Here is a 22385-nt window from a genome sequence, read left to right on the forward strand (position 1 = left end):
TTTCTTCTTAAGGCGCCAGATCGGCCAGAATTTGGCTGACATCCTTGGCCCGCCCGCGCACAATCTTAACTTCCCCGTTTCGGGACCGGTAAGTGGTCAGCGGAGTCACCGTAAATTTCCACGCCTGCATCAAAGCCAGATTTTTCTGAACCCCTTGCGTACTGATATCCATTGCCGCCGGCAAAGCGCTTTCGTCGCCCTCCAGATGTTTGAACCAGCGTTCCTGCGGATTTGGCGACGCCAGAAGAAACGCCGCCTGCGCCAATGTTTCCGGGCGGAAGCCCACAGGAATCAACCGGACCTGAATCAAGCCTTTCTCGATATAATCCTTACGCAAATCATCCATAAAAGCATGGCAGTGCGGGCACTGGGGATCGACGAAAACATAAACCGCCGGTGCGTCTTCGTTGCCCAGTCTCAGCCAGTTGCTGTTTTCCACATCCGCGAACATCTTTTCAGCGGGGGTTTTATATTCGAACTTGTCCGTTACGGATGTGATCTCCTTGGGTTTTGAACTGTCTGCGGCCAGAAAATCCAGAATCTCGGAATCTCCCTGCTTTTGCAAGGCCCTCACCTGATCCACAGTCGCCATTTTTCCGTTTTCATCGAAAAGAATTCCCATCACGAACCCTTTTTGATCGGGCGTAATATAATAATACTGCTCCTGCCCCTGATAGATTGTGATCCAGCCATCCAGCCCGAATTTTCGACCCAAAAAGCGCGCCTGCGCGCCCCGGTCCACCAGACCCTGCAACGCCGCGGGGATTTTGGGCAAATCAGGCTCCTGCGCGCAAACAGGGCCGATAAAAGAGCCTAAAACAACAACAAAAACAAATATGCGTATCAAAAAAATCATGGCCAAAAACCTTGCTGCCTAATGTTAAATTCCGAGTGATTGTAAGATATTCGCATTTACAGATCAAAGCTAAACTGGGTGCAAACCACAGCCAAGTCAAAGAAAGAGAATCAGAACCCCCACATAGCTGTAAAGATGCCCGCCGGAAATCTCGCCCCCGGCATAAAACCCGCACAAAGGCACATCCCCGATCACTTCGCGCACCAAAGCCATTTCCCCGCCTTCCCGGCCGCTAAACCCCGAAAAAGCACGGCCGGCGCAGGAAATATAAACCGCGCCTTTGGGTTCAAAAGCGCCGTATTCCTGCTGAACCCTTCCCCTCAAAGAGACCAGACTATGGGACAGATCTTCCCGGACAATCTTTTCGCTCCGGTGGACAAAGAATATCCGCTGCCCCGTTGTCACGGGATGAGAGACGGCAATAGCCCCGTCCTCCGGATCCACACCGACAAGATTGCGCACCATATAATCCTTCATGTCGCTCCCGGACACGGGAAAAGCCACATGGACACCGCCCTCGAAAAGCGCCCTGAGTTCTTTGGGAATATCGGAACAGTCCTCAATTTGCCCGCTTTCAACAACGATCTGGTCCGGGTCTATGCCCGTCTGTTCAATCGTCAGGGCTCTCAGGCTTTCTGTAAAAACGTCAAAAGCACGGCGGCCGTCCAGTTCCAGAATAACATGTTCATCCGCCTTCGTAATTTCATGTTCCCCCCCGATCGGTGCACAGCCCTGACTTAAACCGGTGGCCACAGGAATGCCGGTATCGAAGGCCAGACCGCTTATCCCGCCTTCACAAGCGCCCTGCCCGAAAAGGACAGGTTGTTTCCGCGAAGATAAAATGCCCCCGGCCACAAACCCGCCAATATGCTTTTCCAGCGTGCCCAACATATCCGCCGGATCAGGATCCGAGAAAGGATCCCCATGCGCCAGAACAAGCATGGGATCATGCTCTTCCAGCCACGCGGACATATGCGCTTGAAGCTCCTTTGCTTCCTTGCCCTTAAAGAAAAAAGGTTTGACCTGCCCCTCTTCCTGCCGCCCGATCATGGCGCTGATCGCGGGCCCGTCGACAAACTCTTCTCCCACGCCCACAACGCCGAGGCCGACACAGCCCGTCCAGACTTCAATCCCAGTGACCGAACGAAACAAGGTTATGATGCTGGCAGCATCCTCCGCCAGCGCATCCGTGATATAAAGAAGCCCCATATTAAACCCGTCTTCTTTCGTCCGCGCAGATTCAAGGGCTTCGAGCACTTTTTTGGAACATTCGCGCCAGTCATGGCCGGAGGCGGCAGCACTGGCAAATTGCGTCGATCTGAATAAAGTCATTTTTTATAAGCCTTTAAAGCATCAGTCTGCTAGGATGGCGTCCATCATTCAAGATAAAAAGGAGCATAAAACATGGAATGGCTTGTTCCCCTTGGTATTCTTGCCGTTATCGCGGTCATACTCGTCAGCATTTACAACCGCCTGGTCGCCCTGCGCCAGAACCGGAAAAATGCCTTTTCGGATATTGACGTGCAGCTCAAGCTGCGTTTCGATCTCGTGCCCTCGCTGGTTGAAACCGTTAAAGGCTATGCCGGTCACGAAAAAGACGTTTTCGAAAATATCACAAAAGCCCGCGCCGGCATTCAAAACGCCAAAAGCGAAGGCGAAAGGCTTCAGGCCGAACGGGTTCTGGGCGGCGCGCTTGTCAACCTGCACGCCGTTGCCGAAGATTATCCCGATTTAAAAGCCGACCAGAATTTCCAGAAACTGATGGCGGAGCTGTCCGATATCGAAAACAAGATTGCGGCGGCACGGCGCTTCTTCAATAACGCCACGAACGAATATAATACGTCCGTCCAGCAATTCCCGGCCAACCTGATTGCCGGGCGTTTCGGGTTTCACAGCGAAGAATTTTTCGAGGTCGACGACGCAGAGCGGGACGTGCTGGAAAAAGCGCCGAATGTTCATTTCGGAACGTAACGCCCCATGGCTTCCGCTCCCCATGGCCTCCAAACCCATATCTGGAACAATAACCTGCGGTCGCTTGGCCTGTTGGCGCTGTATCCTGTAATTCTTGGCGGAATTATATGGGCCTGCGCCTTTGCCGCGGGCCTCCTGAACAGCCCGTCAAACGACATGGAAAACGCCCGGCTTTTTGCCGGCGGAATCATTGCCGCCTATTGGCCCGTTATTTTAAGCATCGTTCTTATCTGGTTTATGGTTTCGTGGTTTTTTCACGGCCGTATGATCCGGTCCATGTCGCATTCCCACCCCGTCACACGCAAAGAGGAGCCGGAGCTCTACAACCTGTTTGAAAATCTCTGCATATCCGTCGGCCTGCCCATGCCAAAACTGGAAATCATTGAAAGCCACGCCCGAAACGCCTTTGCCAGCGGAATCAACAATAAAAGCTACTGCGTTACCGTCACGCGCGGCCTGCTGCAATCCCTCTCCAAGGACGAGGTGGAAGCCGTCCTGGCCCACGAACTGACCCATATTTTAAACCGCGATGTGCGGCTTCTGATGGTCTGCGTCATTTTTACCGGCATGATCGGTTTCGCCGCACAGATGCTCTGGAGCAATGTCCGCTACAGCCTTTGGGTACCGCGTAGCGGATCGGGAGATAAAAAAAGCGGCGGGTTTTTATTGCTTCTCGCGATCGCACTCATTTTATGGGTGGGCTATTTCGCGACGCTTTTCATGCGCTTTGCCATTTCGCGCGGCCGCGAATATATGGCCGATGCCGGCTCTGTCCGAATCACAAAGAATCCGGCGGCCATGATGCGGGCGCTGGCGCGCATTGCCGGAATGGACGCCATTCCAAAAATGCCCGGCGATATCCAGATGATGTGCATTGAAAACCGCGTTCCTTTTATGGGACTCTTCGCCACGCATCCGCCGATTGAAAAACGCATCCGGATCCTCTCTGAAACCACCCATACGCCGATCCCCGATATCAGGCCGAAAATCCGCGCGGCAGGACCGGAGCGCTTTAACCGCCCCCGGACCGCCCGCGAGAACTGGACGACCCGCGAGCGATTCAAAGCCCGCCGGAAAAACCCCTGGGGTTAAATTTCTTGGAAAAGCCATAAAATAGCCGTATATTCGGGCCTATAATTCTTTAGTTTAAGAGGAAAAATAAGAGGAAGTAATGGAACAGAATAACTTCGGATCACACGTAAAAACATCGGCGAGCACTTACGATGCGGGCCTGCAGGCCCACATGCAAAGCGTCTATAACCGCATGACCGCAGGGGTTTTAATCACCGCCCTGACGGCTTGGCTCGTTTCAAGCTCCGATACTTTGATGATGCTTTTTCTGGGCGGCCCGCAGGCCTATGTGGTTATGTTTGCGCCTTTGGCCGTTCTCTGGTTTGGATTCCGTCCAGAGCGGATGAGTTCCAACAAACTGCGGCTGGCCTTTGCCGGAATTTGCATCCTCTACGGAATCAGCTTTGCCGTGATTCTGAAAGCCTATACGGGCGAGAGCATCGCGCGGGCTTTCTTTATGGCCTCCGCCCTGTTTGCCGGCCTTAGCGTCTTTGGCTATGTCACAAAGAAAAATCTCGATGCGCTGGGCACATTTGCCGTCATGGGCGTTATGGGAGTCTTCATCCTATCCATCGGCACCATAATCGCGGGCGCGTTCGGCGTTGAAACAAGCACCATGCAAAACGTCATCGCCGGCGCGGGCCTGATCGCCTTTTCAGGCGTAACCGCCTGGCAGACGCAGACGATGAAAGAGATGTACCACCCTTCCCAGGGGGGAGAGGTCAACAGCCGCATGGCCTGGTCTGCCGCGTTGACCCTGTATATAAGCTTTATCGCCATTTTCCAGTATATTCTGCATTTTGTAGGACAGCGGGACTAAACCCTGCAACCTCATATTGCAATGCAAAATGAAAAGCCCGGAGCGTTTTCGGGCTTTTTTTAACGGTTTTGTCATACATTTGTATTAGATTTGTATAAAGGGGCGGAAGGAATATAATCAATTATAAGTTGCGAATCGCTTCGCGAATTTAAAAACAAGGCCGGGGTGTAAGTTTGGGGCATGTATGGGCACGGGGCCGGAGGAAAAACATATTCTTTTGGTAGAGGATACGGAATCTTTAAACAGCCTCTATAAAAGATATTTCGAACGACAGGGATTTGTCGTAAACGCCGTCTTGTCCGGTTATGAGGCGTTAGACCAAATTCACAAAGAAAACTTTGACCTTCTGATTCTGGATGTTCATCTTCCGGATATAGACGGTCTGGACTTGCTCACACAAATGCGGGAAGCCGGCTTTGATTCCCCTGTCATAGTCATTACGGGATACGGGTCAGTTAACGTTGCCGTGCAATCTATGCGGGCAGGCGCCGCCGACTTCCTGATCAAGCCTTTTAACATTGATAAACTTGGCGCTGCGGTTGAAAAAGCTTCGAAAGCCTACGGGCTTTCCACCAAAGCCATCCTGGTCGAGGATACGGAACGCCAGCCTGTCGATACCGCGGCAGCCCCGTCCCCCACGGAAAAAATACCGGCGGAAGAAGACCGGAAGGAAAAGAAAGGTTTTGCCGGTTTTATAGGTTTTTCCCGCCCCATGCGGCTTGTCTACGACATCATTGAAAATGCGGCGCCCAGCAAAGCCACTATTTTCATCACGGGCGCATCAGGAACAGGCAAGGAAATTTGCGCGGAAAGCATCCATAAATATTCCCCCAGAGCGCAGCATCCCTTTGTCGCCGTCAATTGCGCCGCCATTCCGAGGGACCTGATCGAATCGGAACTTTTCGGTCACGTCAAAGGGGCCTTTACGGGGGCCATATCGGACCGCGTGGGTGCCGTCACCCGCGCCCATGGCGGCACGCTCTTTCTGGACGAAATCTGCGAAATGAACATGGATATGCAATCCAAACTCCTGCGCTTCCTGCAAAACCTGTCCTTTCAAAAAGTCGGAAGCAATAAAATGGAAATTGCGGACGTGCGCATTGTGTGCGCCACCAATAAAAACCCGCTGAAAGAAGTCCGGGCAGGGCGCTTCCGTGGAGATCTTTACTACCGCCTGCATGTCGTCCCGATCCACATGCCGTCTCTGCAGGAACGGGAAAGCGACATTCTCGATCTGGCGGATTTCTTCCTGCAGCACTACGCACGGGAAGAAAAAAAGAATTTTGACGGGTTTTCGGAAGAGGCCGAAAAAGCGCTTCAAGCTTATGACTGGCCCGGCAATGTGCGCGAGCTTCAAAACATCATCCACAATATTGTCGTCCTCCAACAGGGCCAGCGCATTGAAAAAAGCATGCTGCCCAATGAAATAAACGGAAATCGCAATCCCCAATCTGAACCCCGGATAGATATTGCCCGGGCGGAAAACATCCTGAATCTTGCGCCCCACACAACGCCTTCCGATAATCCCTTATCCATTCCTCCGTTATGGCAAATTGAAAAAGATGTCATCGAAAAAGCCATTGATTTATGCGGTGGCAATATTCCCAAAGCCGCGGCCATGCTTGAAATCTCTCCCTCGACAATTTACCGGAAAAAACTGGGATGGGAGGAAGGCAACCTCACAACGGCAGACCATAAAACCCCGTAAACATCCTCCCGGACTTGACAGATACACGTCCCCCGCCTAGTTTTCGGGCTGATTTTTGGCATAAAGAAATTTAATTTAAAGGGGAGTTCAAACGGATGTTTAACGAATTCAAAGATTTTATTGCCCGTGGAAATGTCATGGATATGGCCGTCGGGATTATCATGGGCGCCGCCTTCACCGCAATCGTCACGTCTATGGTTGGCGACGTGCTTATGCCGGTTATCGGCGTCTTCACCAGCGGCGTCGATTTTTCCAATTTGTTCATAGCGCTTGACGGCAGCGATTTCGGAACCCTCGCCGCCGCAGAAGAAGCCGGGGCCAGCATTGTAAAATACGGCGTTTTCATGAATGCTGTTATCAATTTCCTGATTGTGGCCTTCGTTGTCTTCCTGCTTGTGAAACAGGTCAACAGACTGAAAAAGGCCGCGGAAGAAGCTCCAAAAGCACCGGCAGCGCCTCCTGCGGATATCCAGCTCCTGACGGAAATCCGCGACCTGCTGAAAAAATAAGCTCAGGCAAACAGGATTGTAAAAAAGCGGCAAATGCAGATGAGCCGCTTTTTTCTTGAATTAGGCGATAATCACTGATAATCCATCACTTGCTTATCACTATGGGGCCGTAGCTCAGCCGGGAGAGCGCTACACTGGCAGTGTAGAGGTCGGGAGTTCGATCCTCCTCGGCTCCACCATTTTTCAGGAAATTTTCAAGGCATTCGCCCGGAATCACGTTCATATAAAAGGCCTAAAAACCGAGAGTTTTGCAAACCTTAAGGGGAAGCTCCGGTTTATTCATCGTGTAAAAATGAAAATGCGGGACGTCGTGATCCATCAGATCGCGGCATTGCGCGGTCAATAGCCCTTCTGCGATCTTAAGCGCCTCTTCGGGGCGGCCGTCCAGCCCGTCGAATTTTTCATGGACCCACGGAGGAACATGGGCATGGCAGTTTTTGGCAAATTTCAGCATCCCCTTAAAATCATAGACGGGCAAAATCCCCGGAACAACGGGCGTTGAAATGCCGGCGGCGCGCACCTTATCCAGAAAGCGGTAATAGCTGTCATTGTTAAAAAAGAACTGGGTGATGGCACGGGTCGCCCCCGCATCACATTTCTTTTTAAGCGCCTCTATATCGGATTCCAGAGACGGCGCATCGGGGTGTTTTTCAGGATAGGCCCCGACCGAAATCTCAAACGGGTGCTGCGCCCTGATCCCTTCCACAAAATCACTGGTATATTGGTAATAATTCAGGTCCGGATCGAGCGGCCATTTTACATCGGCCTGATCTTTGGGCATATCCCCGCGCAGCGCCACAATATGCTTCACGCCGCCGGCCCAGAGCGTTTCCAGATACGCCGACAGCTCGGCCTTCGTCAGGCAGATATAGGTCAGATGGGAGCCCAGCGGAACATCCGTAACAGACTGAAGGGCCTTTAATGTTTCCAGCGTGCCTTCGCGGCCCCCGCCGCCGGCCCCGAAAGTGACCGTCATATAGACAGGATCCAGCGCCGCCAGATCCCGAACCGTCTTCATCAGGCCCTGCGCCCCCTGGTCTGTTCTGGCCGGAAAAAATTCAAAGCTGAGAGCGGGTTTGTACTTATACATGGGATTCAAGTATCCGGCCCCACGCAAAAAAAGCAATATTTCTTTTGGAAGTGCCCGCTGTGCAGACCGGCTTGCGTTTTCCGGGTTTTATCGCTAAAAAAACCCATGGGACAAGCTCAAAAGAAAAACGTGCCTTTTAAACCGCGACACGACCATATCCTGATTCTCGACTTCGGCTCTCAGGTCACGCAGCTGATTGCGCGGCGCTTGCGTGAAAGCGGCGTTTACTGTGAAATCTGGCCGTTTAACCACGCCGATGAAGACAGGATCAAAGCTTACAATCCCAAGGGGATCATTCTCTCCGGCGGGCCATGCAGCGTTCTGGATAAAGATTCGCCGCGGGCGCCGGATATTGTTTTTCAGTTCGGCGTGCCCGTTCTGGGCATCTGCTACGGCCAGCAAGTCATGGTGCAGCAGCTTGGCGGCGTGGTCGAAGGGGAGCAATCCCGTGAATTTGGCCGGGCCTATGTGGATGTGATTGAAGACTCTCCCTTGTTTAGCGGCGTCTGGAAAAAAGGGGCGCATGAACAGGTCTGGATGAGCCATGGCGACCATGTGGCGCATCTGCCTGGCGGTTTCCGGCCCGTGGGAAAATCAAGCGGCGCGCCTTTCGCCATTATTGCAGACGACACACGAAAATTCTACGGCGTGCAGTTCCATCCCGAAGTCGTTCACACGCCGCACGGCGCAGCCCTGTACCGGAATTTCACGCATAACATATGCGGCTGCAGCGGCGACTGGACCATGGCGGCCTTCCGCGAAGAAGCCATAGAGAAAATCCGCAGGCAGGTCGGCGACGGCAAAGTCATTTGCGGGCTTTCCGGCGGCGTGGATTCTTCCGTTACGGCGGTTCTCCTCCACGAAGCGATCGGCGACCAGTTGACCTGTATCTATGTGGATACGGGCATGATGCGCGCAGGCGAAAGCGACCAGGTCGTGTCTCTTTTCCGGGAGCATTACAATATTCCGCTGATCCATGAAGACGCGTCGGATTTGTTTCTGGGAGAGCTGGCAGGTGTCAGCGAACCCGAAGCCAAGCGCAAGATTATCGGGAAGCTTTTTATTGATGTGTTTGAAAAACGCGCGCGGGAAATCGGCGACGCCGGATTTCTTGCACAGGGAACGCTCTATCCCGATGTCATCGAAAGCGTTTCTTTCGTGGGCGGGCCGAGCGTGACCATTAAATCCCATCACAATGTCGGCGGCTTGCCCGAGCGCATGAATATGCAGCTGGTGGAGCCAATGCGCGAGCTTTTCAAAGACGAGGTCCGCGCCCTGGGCCGGGAGCTTGGCATGCCCGAAGACTTTATCCGCCGCCACCCCTTTCCCGGGCCGGGGCTGGCGATCCGCATGCCGGGGGATGTCACAAAGGAAAAACTCGAAATCCTGCGCAAGGCCGACTCAATCTACATCGAGGAAATCAGGAATGCCGGCCTGTATGACGCCATCTGGCAGGCTTTTGTGGTGCTTTTGCCCGTGCGCAGCGTCGGCGTGATGGGCGACGGGCGCACTTATGATTATGTCTGCGCCCTGCGCGCCGTGACCTCAACAGACGGCATGACGGCGGATTACTACCCCTTCGATCATGAATTTCTGGGCCGCGTGTCCACCCGTATCATCAACGAAGTTCAGGGTATCAACCGCGTGACCTATGATATCACCTCCAAACCCCCCGGAACCATTGAGTGGGAGTAACGGCAAAAAATATTATATAATAAAATCAATATTTTATTAAAAATTCTTTACTACAAAGCTGTTGCAAACTAGTATGTTTTTCAAGCAGTTAGATTCACTGACTTCATAAAAACTTACAAAGTGTCGAAACGATAGAAAACAATTATAAAATTAAAGATTCTAAAGCGTACTTAAATCAGGTTCCGATTTATGGTGGTAAAGCTGTAATCTATACTACGCTTGCTTCTAACGGCATTTATCAATTTCGATGCTGGATTTCTAAAGAGAAAAAATATTTCCGAAAGACACTACGAACTCGCAGTCAAACAGAAGCAGGATAAGCAACAGGCGCAATCAAGAAGAAAAATGCGTGATTGGATTTATGATCCGTATGTTGTGGCTATTATAACAGGTGTTGTAGTGGCAATGATTTTATCATTTATTGGATTGCAATAGATCAAGAGCGAAGCTCTTGATGTGCTTCGCACATCTTATTATTGATTAATTTTTATACATGCTGCGGTTACGTTTTTTGAAGACACAGTTCACCTTGTTTAAAAGATGAACTGTGTCTTTGATCTGCGTATAACGCTTTCGTCAGACAACGTATAACTCTGACCTTAGAAAGGTTGCTGGCGGTAAGTCTATCTCAGCATTATCGAGCGGTTGCTCCTACGGTATTTCAAGAGCGCAATACGTTCAACGACCTCTTGAAATTGAGGGTAACGAATCCCTCGTCGTGACAACAATTATTCATTAGAAGCATTAATATAATGACCCCATATTTGTCTTTGGGTCTTTAACAGTGGGAGTGAAAATTCCATTTATTCCTGTGTTCCACTGTACGCTGTCAGAAATAGCGTATGTAAGGCGTTTACATCATCAAAGAGCTTTGAAGATAGGGTGCGCGAAATTATTATAAAATTAGGCACGGATATGAATGTTGATCTGACGCCACATCCCCATGTTTTTCCCGACATCGTGCTAGGTGAATTCGGCATAGAGGTTAAATTCACGACAAACAACACTTGGCGGAGTATTGCAAATAGTGTTTTTGAAGGAACTCGTGGCGAAGATGTCAAACATGTTTATCTCTTGTTTGGAAAAATGGGCGGCGAACCTGAAGTGCGCTGGGGAAAATATGAGGAATGTGTGATGCATGTTCGAACATCTCACGTACCGCGATTTGAAGTCGAGATGTATCCCACACAGTCTTTGTTTGAGAAAATGGACGTAGCGTACGAAGATTTTTATAAATCGCCGCCTGAAGAAAAAATAAAATATGTTCGTAAATACGCACGTTCAAGATTGAAGCCCGGTGAACGTCTTTGGTGGCTCGAAGATAAAGAAGAGCAAGATCATACACTTCCCTTTGAGGTGCGTTTATATATGAATTTATCACAAGAAGAGAAGCGTAAGCTTAGGGCAGAAGCTGCTTTGCTTTGCCCGCAAATTGTTAAGCCGTCACGTACAAAAAATAAGTACACAGATGTTGTGATGTATATTCTAACGTATCATGGCGTGATGTGCCCTCAAGCTCGCGATTTATTCTCTGCTGGAAGCGTTGCTTTACGCGGTGACTCAAAGAGGGGCGGTAACTACATTTTAAGAGCGTTGCAGGATATTCAAGATGAAATGAAAGAGGCTGCTTGTTATCTGGAAGACGCTCTTTTCGAAGAATATTGGGGAAGGAAAATTTCGCCAGAGAATAGAATTTCTGAATGGTTGCTGCAAGCGGATGAATACGCCAAAGATTGGAAGCCATCAGATGAACTTTTCACCGATTAAGTTACAAACTAGTTACAAAGTAGATTTTTATGCTATATATATCAATATCTTATAGTATTGAGACGATTGAGTGGGAGTGAAAAATGACAAAAAAATTTAACCGGATTAAAAAAATGTTAAGCGGTTCCACCACGATGCCAATGGGAGCCGGTGGCAGCCCGTCGGACTTTCCAATGGGCATGACGGCAAGCGAGAACCATCCTCATGGTCACGACCACGGCCACGCGCATAAACATGATGGAAGTTGCTGCGGACACGATCATCATCACCATGGTGAAGATAAAAAATAGGCAAACACAGGCTTAATACATGATCTTCAGCGCGATGTAGGGCGCGAGGTTAAAGACGATCACCAATATTTTGAGCTGCCCGAGATATTCAAAATAGGCCCTCAAAACATCGTCTTTCTTTAAAGAAAACAGTCTGGCATGAAGGCCGGAAACAGAGTCTCTCAGTACGATGACAAGCAGGCTGCTCAAAGTGAGAATGGCGATATTGATAACGCAGACCCACCCCAGGAAAGTTGTAAAATCTTCTATGCTCATGACGTAATCCTCCGACTTATGTGGAAGAGACTATACCATAATTCTTTGATCTTTACACGGATGTCATCCTGAGCGGAGCGCGCTTTGGCGCGGACAGTCGAAGGATCTTCATAACCTTGAATTTAAAAGATCTTTCGACTGCGCGCCGGATTTTTATCCGGCGCTTCGCTCAAGATGACAATTTTTGTGAATAACCCGGCTTTTTCGGAAGGGCGACAGGTTCAGGCCGCGAGTTTTTGTTCGATTTTTTCGAAAGGCTCAAGATGCTCCAAAGGACCCAGCGCCGCCAGCGTCGGTCTGGAGGCGAAAATACGCCCGGCCATATCCCGAATGTCCTTTTCACTCACCGCTTCGATCCGGGCGATAATGTCCTGAATATCCATCTTCCTGTCAAAATTCAGCAAATGCTTGGCCTGACGGTTGGCGCGGGAGAGCATGGATTCCCGGCTCATCAGGATAGAAGCCCGAAGCTGCGACTTGGCACGGGAAAGTTCTTCGCCTGTCACATTTTCCTGAACGGTTTTTTGCACTTCGTCACACAAAACCGGCATAAGCTCCGGCAGTTTATCCGGCCCCGTCCCGGCATAGATTTCAAACTGCCCGTCATCGGAAAAAGCGCTGTGGCTGGCATAAACGGAATAAACAAGGCCGCGCTTTTCCCGCACTTCCTGAAACAGGCGCGAAGACATCCCGCCGCCCAGAATGGTCGAAAGCAGGACCGCCGTATAATATTCCGGATCGTTGCGCGATATGCTCTGGAACCCCAGGACAATATGGCTTTGTTCCAGATCTTTTTGCATGCGGCATTCCCCGCCGTCATACTCCGCCGCGCGGTAAGTCTGGTACGTATCTTCCGGCAAATCCCCAAACAGGTCCTCCACACGGGAGAGTATTTCTTCATGCGATATGTTTCCGGCGGCGGAAATCACGAGCCTTGAGGGGGTGTAAAAACGCTGCACATAGTCGAAAAGCGTTTCCTTTTGCATGTTCGACACAATATCCGCCGTCCCCAGAATTGGCGCGCCCAGCGCCTGCTCCGGATAGGCTGTTTCCTGATAAATATCATAGATCAGGTCATCCGGCGTATCATTGCTCATCCCGATTTCCTGCAATATAACGCCGCGCTCCTTTTCCAACTCTTTATCGGGAAAAGTGGAGTGCTGGATAATGTCCGACAAAACATCCAGCGCCATCGGCACATCATCCTTCAAAAGATGGATATAGTAGGCCGTCATTTCACGGGAGGTATAGGCGTTTATCTGCCCGCCAAGGCTCTCGATGCTCTCCGCAATTTCCTTGGACGTCCGGTCCGCCGTTCCGTTGAACATCATATGTTCAACCATGTGCGCCACGCCGTTATGCAGGAGGTTTTCATTGCGCGTGCCCACATCCACCCAAACCCCTATCGCGGCGGATTCCACATCCGTAACCGTATCCGTAATGACCCGCAAACCGTTTGAAAGCGTTGTAAGCTGAAGAGTCATGGTTTCCTACCTGTTTGCATTGGTTTTAACGAAATCCTGAACTTTGGCGAAATCTTTTTCCAGCACGGTGAAATGCTCCTTGCGCTCATAAAGATCCGACAGGTGTTCGGGCAATTCAGGATATACGCCCGTGGCATCCTTGACCGCATCGGGAAACTTTGCAGGATGCGCGCAGGCCAAAGCCACAAGCGGCACGGCAGGATCACGTTTTTCCTCCTGCCAGCCTGCAAAAAGCCCTACGGCCGTATGGGGGTCGATAAGATAGCCCGTTTCCTTATAGCAGGCGCCGATCATTTCGCGGGTTTGTTCGTCGCTGCAGCGGTGGGCGGCAAAATCCCTTTTGGCGCGGGCCAGAAGGTCCGCCGAAACCGAAAAACGACCGCTTTGCTTAAAAGATTCCATCAAAGCTTTCAGGCGCTCATGGTCCCGCCCGAGACACTCGCACAGATAGCGCTCAAAATTGCTGGAAATCTGGATGTCCATACTGGGCGACAAGGAAGGCTCTACCGTGCCTGCCTGCATCGTGCCGGTCTCGAAAAAGCGGGTCAGGATGTCGTTCCGGTTGGAGCCTATAATCAGGCTTTCGATGGACGCCCCCATTTTTTTCGCGCTCCACGCCGCCAGAATATTTCCAAAATTGCCTGTAGGCACGGCAAAGGAAACTTTGCGCTCCGGACCGCCGAGGGACAGGGACGCGCTGACATAATAGACGATTTGCGCCATAATCCGGGCCCAGTTGATCGAATTGACCGCCGACAGGTTCATCTCCTCACGAAAAGGCCGGTCGGCAAACATATCCTTCACAAAGCCCTGACAATCGTCAAACGTGCCTTTCAGCGCGATGTTGAACACGTTCGGAGCTTCAATGGTGGTCATCTGCCGGCGTTGCACGTCCGAGGTGCGGCCTTCGGGGTGCAGGATAAAAATATCAATGTTCCGGCAGGACCGGAATGCTTCGATGGCGGCCGACCCGGTATCGCCGGAGGTCGCGCCGACAATCGTGACGCGCTGCCCGCGCCGTTCCAGCACATAATCAAACATCCGACCCAGAAACTGGAGCGCGTAATCCTTAAAGGCCAAAGTCGGGCCGTGAAAAAGTTCCAAAATCCACGCATTCGGACCGATCTGGACCAGAGGCGCCACAGCAGAGTGATTAAAATTCTCCCGGTACACATCCGAGATGATCCGGTGCAGATCTTCCGCCGGGATGTCCTTCCCGACAAAAGGCGCCATCACCTGACAGGCCACATCCGCATAAGGCGCGCCGACCAAAGACTTTAACGTTTTCGGCTCCAGCACGGGCCAGCGTTCCGGCAGAAAAAGCCCGCCATCCGGCGCAAGGCCGGATAAAAGAACATCCGTGAAACTTTTGGGGGCCGTCGCGCCCCGTGTAGAGATATAAGCGGTCATGCCAAGGATATTAATGCCGGCTATACGCTTTGTCACGCCTTAAGCGACGCCCAGATACCGCTCTTTCAGATGACCGGTCAGAGGGCCTATACCAAGAGAGGCCCCTGTGACGCTTTCCATCAGTTCGTCTGTCGTCTTGAGACGGCCTTGCATATGGATATTATCATGCAGCCATCCCTGAACAGGCAAAAAATTGCCCTGACGCATAAGGTCCGGAATATTCTGAAGATCGCGCTTCATCCGGTTGTGTATTTGCGCGGCTATCATATGTCCCAGCGTATAAGAAGGAAAATAGCCGAATTTTCCGACAAACCAGTGCACATCCTGCAAACAGCCTTCAGCGTTTGTTTTCGGTTCAATGCCCAGATATTTTTTCATGGACGCATTCCAGGCGTCGGGAAGGTCTTTGACTTCAAGCCGTCCGGCGATCAAATCCCGCTCCAGTTGCGTGCGAAACAGGACATGCAGGAAATAAGTCACTTCGTCCGCTTCGCGCCTGTTGACGGTTTTTTGGACCCAGGTCCGCGTCTTGTAGAGGTTTTCCGGTGTCATGGCCGGATCACCAAATCTTTGAAACAGACCTTCCGCCCGGGGAGACAAATATTCGAAAAATTCTTTTGTCCGGCCCAAAATCATATCGATCAGGAGCGCTTGCGACTCATGCACGGCCGCCCCCATATCCTGCCCTACAGGCTGGTACCGCCAGATATCCCTTGGGAGCCCCTGAATATAAATGCCGTGCCCCCCTTCATGCAGGGCGCTTTTCATGGTCCCTAAAAAATTATTCTCGTTCGCGCATTTTATCACAAGGCGCGTATCGTCCGGCGTGCCCCCCTCGACAGGATTGTGGCCAGTTTCATACAAACCGCCCCGGTCAAAATCAAACCCCATCACTTTCAAAAGCGAACGGTTCAGCCACATCTGCTGGTCCGTCGAAAACGGCCCTTTCAGAGGAACAGGAGGCGACATTTGCGCCTGTTTTTCCAAAATTTGAGGTAAAAGCTCTCCCAGTTTATCTTCCAGACGTCCGAACAAATAATCCACATCAGACAATCTCGCACCCGGAATATATTCCCGCATCAACGCCTGATAGGCGCTATCTTCCTTATGATCGTTGTCCCGCAAACATTTGGATTCGCCGATCTTGCGTTGAAGATCAATCATGTCTTCCAGAAACGGGCGGGCGGATTCCCAATCATTGTTTTTTAAAACCTCGGAATGCGTTTTCCGGCCCTCGTAGGAAAGATAAGCACGTCTTTCCATAAGGTCTGGATCGACCTGGCAGTGATGCCGGTACATATTTTCCATCTCACGCAGATTGGCCCTGTCCCAGTCGTCCCAATCGCGAGGCGCTTTCTTTTCGTGGGCATGCGCCTCTTCAATCAATGCGGCGACTTCTTCATTCGCCAGTTCTTCATGCATCCGGCGGTACAAAAAGGCCATTTGTCCCAAACGGCTTTTATAAGCCCCTTCCGGCATCGCCGTTAAAAAATCCCGCCCCAGCATTTCAATAACGGCGCTGAAACGTCCGGTATCCCGAAACCTCATTTTCAGGTCCATATAGGCTTTCGATGGGTGGGCTTCGTATTGCTTTGTTTTAGACGCATCCTCCGGCTTGTTCGGCGCCGGCAATTTCAAGGGAGCATGCCGCTCTTTTTTCCACAAAGAGCCCATAAAATGAAAGAAAGAGCCTTTGGAAAGCCTTCCAATCAACCTGTTGAACCATTTAAATTTAAATTTCATGCAAGAAACATAAAACCGTGAAATCGGTAACCCTTCAGGGACCATAAGAACATATTGACGCGCTTATGTCCAAAAAATTACCCGCTTCAGGAAATATCCAAAAGCGGGTAATTTAAATTCTTCATAAAGAAAAATTATTTCTTAGGAGCTGCTTTCTTTTTAGCGGCTGTCTTTTTAGGAGCTGCTTTTTTAGCGGCCGGTTTTTTAGCGGCTGTCTTTTTAGGAGCTGCTTTTTTAGCGGCCGGTTTTTTAGCGGCTACTTTTTTCTTGGGAGCTGCTTTTTTGGCGGCCGGTTTTTTAGCCGCTACTTTTTTCTTGGGAGCTGCTTTTTTGGCGGCCGGTTTTTTAGCGGCTACTTTTTTCTTAGGAGCTGCTTTTTTGGCGGCCGGTTTTTTAGCGGCTGTCTTTTTAGGAGCTGCTTTTTTAGCAGCAGGTTTTTTAGCAGCAGATTTTCTTGCAGCAGCTACTTTTTTCGTTGCCGATTGAGCAGCTGTTTTCTTTTTAGCAGCAGGTTTTTTCTTCGCAGCTGCTTTCTTTACAACCGCGGTTGCCATTTTCGCGATTGTTTTTTTCTTCGTTGCGACCTTTTTAGCGGCCGGCTTTTTTTTCTTAGCTGTAGCCATAGTAATTCTCCATCTCCTCGGATTGGTTTAGAACTTTTTTTGAATGTTAGTCAGATATAGTTAAGAAAGTGTTTAGAACAAAAATCGTATACACGGTGGTAAGTATAAAATAAATTTCATAAAAACAAAATCCCTTTTGCATTTTTTTTACAATATCCCCTTTCGTGTCTTTCTATCCTATAGGACACCAAACAAAAACCGCTTCTTAAACCATACTTAAAATGTAAATATTTTGAGAAGATGCGAGGCAAAATGAATCAAACAGACGTTCTTGTTATCGGGGCAGGCGCCGCCGGATTGATGTGCGCGATACACGCCGGAAGGCGCAGAAAAGCGGTAATTGTTCTAGATCATGCCAAAAAACCGGCGGAGAAAATACGCATCTCCGGCGGCGGGAAATGCAACTTCACAAACCTGCACTGCACCCCTGAAAATTTTATCTCCTCCAACCCCCATTTTTGCAAATCGGCCTTAAGCCGTTTTTGCCCGCAAGACTTCATTAAAATGGTCGATGAGCATAAAATTTCATGGCACGAAAAAAATCAGGGCAAAAAATCGGGCCAATTATTCTGTAATGATTCGTCTGCCCAAATCGTCGATATGCTTCTTTTGGACTGTCAGAAAGCCGCTGTAAAAATTCATATGGAGACAGAAATAAAGGCCGTTGAAAAAGCAAAAAGCGGGTTTGAAGTCACAACGAACTCCGGCACATATATCTGTTCGTCTCTCGTCATCGCCTGCGGAGGACGTTCTATCCCCAAAATGGGCGCAAGCGGATTCGGATATAAAATCGCGCGACAGTTTGGACTAAACGTCATTCCCCCTTCTCCGGCCCTCGTCCCTTTGACATTTACGGACGATATCCTGCAGATGACAAAATCCCTTTCCGGTCTTTCAATCGAAGAAGCCGTCGTTACCTGCGGCCATACAAGTTTTCGGGAAGCGGTCTTGTTCACACATCGCGGGTTAAGCGGCCCTGCCATTTTGCAAATCTCTTCCTACTGGTCACCGGGGCAAAGCATTACCCTGAATATGCTTCCGGATATGGATATGTTCGAACAACTGAAAAAAGACCGCAGCATGCAGCCAAAACAAATGCTTCATACCCTTCTTGAAAAATATTTACCGGCACGTCTGGCTCAAAGTATCGCGGTTCGATCCGGCCATGACGGGCGTATCGCCGATTTATCGGACAAAAAGTTAAAGGCGGTGGCAAATATCGTCAATAATTGGACTCTCCAGCCGAACGGCACGGAAGGCTTTCGCACGGCCGAAGTTACAGGCGGCGGCGTGGATACGGATGAGCTTTCCTCCAAAACATTTGAAAGCAAAAAAGTGCCCGGTCTTTATTTTATCGGGGAAGTCGTAGACGTAACGGGGCACCTGGGCGGTCATAATTTTCAATGGGCCTGGGCATCCGGCCATGCCTGCGGAACCGCCCTTTGACATTTTACAGGTCCGATCCGTTTAACGGGCGATAAGGACCTGATAAAAGTGGTAACAATCCGTTCCGCTACAACCTGCCGTTTCGTGAACGCAGCCGCTCGTTTTCCCCAAAAGAGCCGTGGAAGACGTTCCGGCATCTCCTATCGTGGAACTGGAAGCACCATAAGTCCCCACGAATTTGGTTCCTTCCGTAATGCCGTTTGTATCTGTCGGTGGAACATCTCCCGGATTGGAGACGCCAAGTTTATTGTTAATCTCCAGACAAATTTTTTGTGAAAGCGCAGATATAATGGCTACAAGCTCCTCCTCAGCGGCATCCGCAATTCCGGACACTTTGTTGTCCCCGTTCACAATAAGGTTTCCATACTCGGCAACGGCAGATTTGCTTGAATCCAGCCAGTCCTCGTCCGGCGCTTGATAACTTACCTTTCCGCCCGCCAGATCGAAAACATGACAGGATTTGTCCGCCGGGGCGCTGGGATTCGTATAAACGGTATAAAGGGGGTTTTCAAAACTGATTTGAATATCTGTACAGCCGCGCAGGCGGAGGGTCCCAACCGCCTTGGCAACCGTATTGCCGTAAGAAATAATTTCGTTCGCCGCGATTTTGGCCTGCTGGTCGCTCAACGTGCTCGTGTTCGTACGGCTGCCTTTGGAAACAGCAAAGGAAAGCGCCCCCAGAAGCGCCACAGCAACCAGAATGTAAATAATAGCAGAGCCTTTTTCTTTGGAGTTTTCTTTTTTCCTGTTTTCTATCATGCCTTTCAGTGTACATGAAAAACGGCACAAAAAAACAGTTATCCTGCCCTGAAAGCTTTGAATTCTTTTATGTTGGCTTTTGAAATATGCACAGGGATCCGGGCATGGCCCTGCGCGGCCAACGTAAGGAAAACGGCCCGCCCGGCCCCGATTTCGATATTATCCATCAGCCCGATGCCCAAAACCGGACGCTCCAGCGACTGGCCTTCGGAGAGCTGTTTTTCAACGATTTTGCGTTTTTCATACTCCCGCAGAGGAAGATCTTCCGCGTCCCGAATAGCGCCCTCTCTGGTAAGCCATTCAAAGCTGAACAAAGAGTTTTTCCAGCTTTTCAGCGCCAAACGGGTATCTATTTCAACCACCTCGTATTTGGCCTCCCGTCCCTTGATGGCCGGGCTGTCTGTAAAATGGATGTTTTTTGTATTCATGACTTTTGTTAAAGACTTGTTTAACGGCGTTTGTCGTGTCAATTTAACCCCGGAATAGATAACAAAACGTAAAGATATCCCATGTCCAAACAGACGAAAGAAAAACAGCCGGCCCCCGTTCTTGTCGAAAAAGATACCGATGAAATCATGTGTGACGGCGGAAACGGACCCTTCGGTCACCCGCAAGTCTGGTATGGCTTTAACGGTCAATCCGAGGTTCAGTGCGGTTATTGCGGGCAGAAATTTGTTAAAAAAACAGACTGAAAACAGCTTTTTGTCCCAAAACTTGATTTTGGGGCCCCTTTTTCCTTATATTATCCCTAGACGTTACAGGAGGCGCCGATATCGGGCCTTCTGCGAAGATTGCTTGCTCAAATGGAGGAGTAGATGGATACAAGACTGTCCTTGTTCGATAGCCCGATGTTTCTGGGCTTTGATGATTTTGAAAAAAGGCTCAATCGTGTGCGCAAGAGCACAGGTGAAGGCTATCCCCCTTACAATATTGAACAAATTGGTGAAAACGGCCTGCGTATCACACTGGCCGTGGCCGGATTCACCATGGAAGATCTGGATATTGAACTCGAACATAACCAGCTCACAATCTGCGGGAAACAAAGCGAGGAGGATAAGGACGCCGCGCGCATCTATTTGCACCGCGGCATTGCCGCCCGCCAGTTCCAGCGCAGTTTTGTTTTGGCAGACGGCATAGAGGTCCTGGGAGCTTCCCTGGATAACGGTCTTTTGCATATTGATATGGAACAAGTTCCGCCGGAATCCAACGCCCGGAAAATCGAGATTTCTTCTCAAAATGACGGACGGTCCATGCAGGCGATTGATATCGAAAACAGTGCCGGCCGGAACATAAACAAAGATAAGTAACCTTTTGGTAATATTTTCGTGTAATATTCCCTGTGAAAGGGTGGTCAAATAAAATGAATCATAAGCCTGAATCAACCCGTGATTTCCTGAGAAAGTTATCCCAGCAGGAACTTCTGGATGTTGGGCTCAACGAGATCGCCTATATAAAGCGGCGGGAAGGCAGCGCGGCGCCTTATTCGGTTCACGCCGCAGACGGAACGCAGATTTCAGTGATGGATTCTCTCGACACGGCCCTTGTGTCCGTCTGGCACCATAACCTGCACGCCGTAACCTTGCATTAAATCAAGCTGCACGCATCCGGCTGTTGACCGACCGCAGTGTCATGCGGACATCGTCCTCGTCATTCGCACTGCGGAGTCCTTCGCAAAAACTGGAATTATGCAGCAACCGCGACCAGCTTGCGAGTTTTTGCAAATGCTGGATATCTTCATGTTCCGGTGAAAGCAGGACGCAAACCAGATCTATGGCATAATTTCCGGCACCAAAATTCACAGGCTTTTCAAGAGGGGCAAGCACCATAAAGGATTGCGTCAAAGCCGAAACTTTCAAATCCAGAAGCAAAACGCCCTCTTCGGCATTTGCGTTTTGTGCCGAGTCTATTTTTGCCAAACGGCTGTATAAAAGTTTCTCGCGTATGCCGATAATTTTTGACGTCTCTTCCGCAATAGTCTGAAGAACCTGCTTCTTATCCGTCAGTTTTAAAGACGGCAAAACCAAGTCAAATGAAAAACCGGAACGGTTATACGGCATCGTTTTTCCTACCTTTGTGCGTGTAAGATACGTTGCCCCTTATACCCATTTCAGCAGCTCGCACAACCCCCTATCTGTCATGCAGCGCACGAAAAAATGGCCGTTTTTCCAGAGCTTTTTAAGTTCCTAACTTTATCTTTGGAAAAGCTTAAAAACGCTCAAGCCGATTTTTTATTAGTTTTTGCAGACGCGTCGTTTCCTTGCGGATCAACCCACCCGACATTACCGTCTTCACGGCGGTAAACCATGTTCAGGCCATTGTGATTTGCATTGCGAAACAAAAAGGCAGGCTGACCGGAAAGATTCAGCCGCATGACAGCTTCGGAAACAGCCATGGTCTGGATGTTGGTTGCCATTTCGGCAACAACAAGCGGCGCAGCATCATGCGCTTTTTCATCTTCGTCCTCATCTTCCGATTCGGCAGAGATGACATGTTCCCGTGCCTCGAGGATCGCAGAAGTTTCCAAACGCTCATGGTGGTCCCGCAGACGTTTTTTATACCGACGAAGCTGCTTGGCAACTTTATCGGAAGCTTTGTCGAAAGAAGCATAAGGATCCGCATCTTCTGCGCTGGCAATAACCATGATATCTTTGCCAATACGGATGGAAATATGCGTTTTAATAACCCCGTGACCATGCCCTTCGGGAGAGAAGGTCACATTGGCGTCTGTCGCGTGGTTAAAGTATTTCTGGCTGATATCTTCCAGTTTTCCGGTAACGTGCTCGCGCAGTGCATCACCGACATCCATTTGCTTTCCGTGTACGCTCAGTTGCATTATATTCACCTTCTATGTTTAAAAATACTTAAATACGGGAATTCGGCTTTTCTTT

24 protein-coding genes and 1 tRNA gene are annotated in these 22385 nt (G+C 50.1%); 13 read left to right on the forward strand and 12 right to left on the reverse strand.

All coding sequences use genetic code 11. The features are described 5' to 3' along the window. Window positions 1-7: 7 nt before the first annotated feature. A complete protein-coding gene (locus tag H6853_01255; protein USO03938.1) occupies window positions 8-856 on the reverse strand; it encodes a thioredoxin fold domain-containing protein in 849 nt (282 codons plus the stop codon). Window positions 857-952: 96 nt separating this feature from the next. After that, window positions 953-2188, reverse strand: coding sequence for an FIST C-terminal domain-containing protein (locus H6853_01260; protein USO03939.1), 1236 nt, complete (start codon window positions 2186-2188; stop codon window positions 953-955). 72 nt (window positions 2189-2260) lie between these two features. Here H6853_01260 and H6853_01265 point away from each other — a divergent pair, with 72 nt between their 5' ends. The 6 genes from H6853_01265 to H6853_01290 all read left to right on the forward strand — a co-directional run bounded on the left by H6853_01265 (window position 2261) and on the right by H6853_01290 (window position 7114). After that, window positions 2261-2827: a LemA family protein gene (locus tag H6853_01265; protein ID USO03940.1), complete on the forward strand. Its 567-nt coding sequence runs from the start codon at window positions 2261-2263 to the stop codon at window positions 2825-2827. A 6-nt stretch (window positions 2828-2833) separates the two neighbouring features. Further along, window positions 2834-3919, forward strand: coding sequence for a M48 family metallopeptidase (locus H6853_01270; protein USO03941.1), 1086 nt, complete (start codon window positions 2834-2836; stop codon window positions 3917-3919). A 79-nt stretch (window positions 3920-3998) separates the two neighbouring features. After that, window positions 3999-4718, forward strand: coding sequence for a Bax inhibitor-1/YccA family protein (locus tag H6853_01275; protein ID USO03942.1), 720 nt, complete (start codon window positions 3999-4001; stop codon window positions 4716-4718). A gap of 184 nt (window positions 4719-4902) precedes the next feature. Then, window positions 4903-6426 carry a sigma-54-dependent Fis family transcriptional regulator gene (locus tag H6853_01280; GenBank protein ID USO03943.1) on the forward strand — a complete coding sequence of 508 codons (1524 nt, stop codon included), beginning with the start codon at window positions 4903-4905 and terminating at the stop codon, window positions 6424-6426. Between the two features lie 95 nt (window positions 6427-6521). Then, window positions 6522-6935, forward strand: coding sequence for a large conductance mechanosensitive channel protein MscL (gene mscL, locus H6853_01285; protein USO03944.1), 414 nt, complete (start codon window positions 6522-6524; stop codon window positions 6933-6935). 103 nt (window positions 6936-7038) lie between these two features. Continuing rightward, window positions 7039-7114: transfer RNA gene (locus tag H6853_01290), tRNA-Ala, on the forward strand. A gap of 53 nt (window positions 7115-7167) precedes the next feature. Here H6853_01290 and metF read toward each other — a convergent pair. Next, complete coding sequence (gene metF / locus H6853_01295; protein ID USO03945.1) at window positions 7168-8025, reverse strand: methylenetetrahydrofolate reductase [NAD(P)H]; 858 nt, start codon at window positions 8023-8025, stop codon at window positions 7168-7170. Window positions 8026-8130: 105 nt separating this feature from the next. Between metF and guaA the strand changes: the two genes are divergently transcribed. From guaA to H6853_01310, 3 genes are all read left to right on the forward strand, one after another. Further along, window positions 8131-9720, forward strand: a complete 1590-nt coding sequence (guaA, locus tag H6853_01300; GenBank protein USO03946.1) for a glutamine-hydrolyzing GMP synthase — start codon at window positions 8131-8133, stop codon at window positions 9718-9720. 915 nt (window positions 9721-10635) lie between these two features. Continuing rightward, entirely contained in the window at window positions 10636-11487 is an 852-nt protein-coding gene (locus H6853_01305) for a restriction endonuclease (protein ID USO03947.1), read from the forward strand. 83 nt (window positions 11488-11570) lie between these two features. Then, on the forward strand, window positions 11571-11777 hold the full coding sequence (locus tag H6853_01310) for a hypothetical protein (GenBank protein USO03948.1): 207 nt from the start codon (window positions 11571-11573) through the stop codon (window positions 11775-11777). Window positions 11778-11789: 12 nt separating this feature from the next. Here H6853_01310 and H6853_01315 read toward each other — a convergent pair whose 3' ends face one another. From H6853_01315 to H6853_01335, 5 genes are all read right to left on the reverse strand, one after another. After that, the gene (locus tag H6853_01315) at window positions 11790-12032 is read right to left on the reverse strand and encodes a hypothetical protein (GenBank protein USO03949.1); all 243 of its coding nucleotides are present in this window, start codon (window positions 12030-12032) and stop codon (window positions 11790-11792) included. Window positions 12033-12253: 221 nt separating this feature from the next. Then, window positions 12254-13516, reverse strand: coding sequence for an insulinase family protein (locus H6853_01320; GenBank protein ID USO03950.1), 1263 nt, complete (start codon window positions 13514-13516; stop codon window positions 12254-12256). A 6-nt stretch (window positions 13517-13522) separates the two neighbouring features. Beyond that, window positions 13523-14926, reverse strand: a complete 1404-nt coding sequence (locus tag H6853_01325; protein ID USO04558.1) for a threonine synthase — start codon at window positions 14924-14926, stop codon at window positions 13523-13525. Between the two features lie 39 nt (window positions 14927-14965). After that, entirely contained in the window at window positions 14966-16669 is a 1704-nt protein-coding gene (locus H6853_01330) for a carboxypeptidase M32 (GenBank protein USO03951.1), read from the reverse strand. Window positions 16670-16803: 134 nt separating this feature from the next. Next, entirely contained in the window at window positions 16804-17292 is a 489-nt protein-coding gene (locus H6853_01335) for a histone H1-like repetitive region-containing protein (GenBank protein ID USO03952.1), read from the reverse strand. A gap of 252 nt (window positions 17293-17544) precedes the next feature. Here H6853_01335 and H6853_01340 point away from each other — a divergent pair, with 252 nt between their 5' ends. Next, the gene (locus H6853_01340; protein ID USO03953.1) at window positions 17545-18738 is read left to right on the forward strand and encodes an NAD(P)/FAD-dependent oxidoreductase; all 1194 of its coding nucleotides are present in this window, start codon (window positions 17545-17547) and stop codon (window positions 18736-18738) included. Between the two features lie 21 nt (window positions 18739-18759). On the opposite strand, the gene H6853_01345 is transcribed toward H6853_01340, so the two are convergent. Beyond that, a complete protein-coding gene (locus tag H6853_01345; GenBank protein USO03954.1) occupies window positions 18760-19497 on the reverse strand; it encodes a hypothetical protein in 738 nt (245 codons plus the stop codon). 38 nt (window positions 19498-19535) lie between these two features. Next, the gene (locus H6853_01350; protein USO03955.1) at window positions 19536-19925 is read right to left on the reverse strand and encodes a hypothetical protein; all 390 of its coding nucleotides are present in this window, start codon (window positions 19923-19925) and stop codon (window positions 19536-19538) included. Between the two features lie 81 nt (window positions 19926-20006). On the opposite strand from H6853_01350, the gene H6853_01355 reads away from it, so the two are divergent. The 3 genes from H6853_01355 to H6853_01365 all read left to right on the forward strand — a co-directional run bounded on the left by H6853_01355 (window position 20007) and on the right by H6853_01365 (window position 21085). Beyond that, entirely contained in the window at window positions 20007-20189 is a 183-nt protein-coding gene (locus H6853_01355) for a zinc-finger domain-containing protein (protein USO03956.1), read from the forward strand. A 123-nt stretch (window positions 20190-20312) separates the two neighbouring features. Next, complete coding sequence (locus H6853_01360) at window positions 20313-20804, forward strand: Hsp20 family protein (protein USO03957.1); 492 nt, start codon at window positions 20313-20315, stop codon at window positions 20802-20804. Between the two features lie 53 nt (window positions 20805-20857). Further along, window positions 20858-21085, forward strand: a complete 228-nt coding sequence (locus tag H6853_01365) for a DUF1150 family protein (GenBank protein USO03958.1) — start codon at window positions 20858-20860, stop codon at window positions 21083-21085. Window position 21086: 1 nt separating this feature from the next. Here H6853_01365 and H6853_01370 read toward each other — a convergent pair whose 3' ends face one another. Further along, window positions 21087-21554, reverse strand: a complete 468-nt coding sequence (locus tag H6853_01370; GenBank protein USO03959.1) for a PTS sugar transporter subunit IIA — start codon at window positions 21552-21554, stop codon at window positions 21087-21089. 158 nt (window positions 21555-21712) lie between these two features. Beyond that, window positions 21713-22330, reverse strand: coding sequence for a ribosome-associated translation inhibitor RaiA (gene raiA, locus H6853_01375; GenBank protein ID USO03960.1), 618 nt, complete (start codon window positions 22328-22330; stop codon window positions 21713-21715). Window positions 22331-22385 lie beyond the last annotated feature (55 nt).

This window comes from Rhodospirillales bacterium, assembly GCA_023898765.1.
Lineage (GTDB): Bacteria > Pseudomonadota > Alphaproteobacteria > Micavibrionales > Micavibrionaceae.